The 1,588-nt window shown below is 65.0% G+C and carries 2 protein-coding genes; both read left to right on the forward strand.

The window, feature by feature from the left end:
* Positions 1-196: cytochrome o ubiquinol oxidase subunit IV (locus ACO1BU_RS37255; RefSeq protein WP_424140886.1), on the forward strand; the 196-nt coding region annotated here is incomplete at its 5' end.
* Between the two features lie 341 nt (positions 197-537).
* On the forward strand, positions 538-954 hold the full coding sequence (locus ACO1BU_RS37260; RefSeq protein WP_424140887.1) for a lipid-binding SYLF domain-containing protein: 417 nt from the start codon (positions 538-540) through the stop codon (positions 952-954).
* Positions 955-1,588: the final 634 nt, after the last annotated feature.

Here is a 1,588-nt window from a genome sequence, read left to right on the forward strand (position 1 = left end):
TGCGATTGCGCAAATCGGTGTTCACCTCGTTTTCTTTCTTCACATCACCACGGCACCGGACAACACCAACAACGTGCTTGCGCTCGCCTTCGGCATTCTCGTGGTCGCGCTAATCGTCGGCGGATCACTCTGGATTATGGCGAACCTCAGCCGGAACATGCCTCCCATGGATCAGATCATGCAGATGCAGCACTGATACAGGGCGGCGGCCGGCGTCCTGCACGAACGGAGCGGTGGCTCTGGAATTCTGACCGGGGCGGATAGCTGGAAACCTCCGGACCTGCGGTGCGTTGCGCCACGTGATGTGCGAGAATGGGGCCGTGGGCCTGTTCCAGTTCTGAGCGGAGACATGAAGCGATGATCGTTCCGAAAGCAGCCGCTATGCCTGGCCGACGGGACATTGCAAGGCGATTTCTGCCTTCAGCGTTCTTGGCAGTGCTGGCTGGGGGTGCGCTGCTGCGGCCCGCGCCGGCCGCCGCCGCTACGCGGAGAGAGATCGACGCTGATGTCCAGGCGGCGCTTGTACGGTTGCGCAGCATGGACAATGCACGTCCGCTCTTCGGTCCGGCCCGTGCCGTCCTGGTCTTCCCCCGCATCATCTCTGGCGGCTTCATCGTTGGCGGCCAGTATGGTGAGGGAGCGCTGGTGCAGGATGGCGCGATCCGCGGCTACTACAACATCGCGGGCGTCTCTCTCGGCCTGCTGGCGGGCGCCCAGTCCGCCGGGCTCGCCATGTTCTTCATGACCGACGAGGCGATCGCGGCGCTCAGGCGCGCCGATGGTTGGGAGATCGGCACCGGCCCAAGCGTGGTGGTGCTGGATCGCGGCGTGCAGGCCAACGTTACGGCTACAACCCTACGGGAGCCGGTCTATGCCATCACCTTCGGCCAGGAAGGGTTGATGGCGGCCCTCGCCCTGAACGGAACGAAGATCACCCGCATCACACCGGACTGAGCGGTGGCGTCAAGCGGGCCAGGATTGGCGCCGCTGTCCGTGCTTCGCCTCGTCCCACTCGCCACCGCCGGATAACGCCAAGCCGGTGCTGTCGACGATTATCAGACGCACGGGGGGCCGTGTGGGACGACCCTTGGGGGCCGGCCTGCCAAACCACGGCTGCGCCCGGCACAGATGGAACTTCCCACCCGTTGGTAAGTGGTTGAATCCTGCGTTCGACTGCCCCCGCTTACGCAGTGCCTCGGCTTTTTGGTGTTGGTTTGGGGTGAAAGAGAGTTCCGGTCCTGAGCATGGCACAGGTGACCGAGAGGAGCGGACCGATCGGATCAGGGCGATGGAACGGCACATCGTGGCGCACGCCCGGCATCGCGTCCCACTGCGACGCGTGGCGATGATCCCCGGCATCGGACCGATCACTGCCTCGCTGATCGCAACGAGTGTTGGCGACAGCATCGGGGCATTCCGCCGGGGGCGGACTTCTCCGCCTGGCTCGGTCTGGTGCCACGCGTACCCATCCGCCGACGGCCGCCTTCCCTGGCCTGGGTGCCCGCTGATCTTACTGACGTTCGTAAGAGTGTCGGTAAGGGCAGGTGGGTGGGATGGAGATCATCAGCGGGGTCGAGCGGCGTCGGCG

The sequence above is a fragment of the Roseomonas chloroacetimidivorans genome, assembly GCF_049629625.1.
In the GTDB taxonomy this organism is placed as follows: Bacteria; Pseudomonadota; Alphaproteobacteria; order Acetobacterales; family Acetobacteraceae; genus Roseomonas; species Roseomonas chloroacetimidivorans.

Bases quoted from the DNA above. Each gene is read 5' to 3' on its own strand.
- ACO1BU_RS37260 (WP_424140887.1), top strand. From the start codon at position 538: ATGGACAATGCACGTCCGCTCTTCGGTCCGGCCCGTGCCGTCCTGGTC.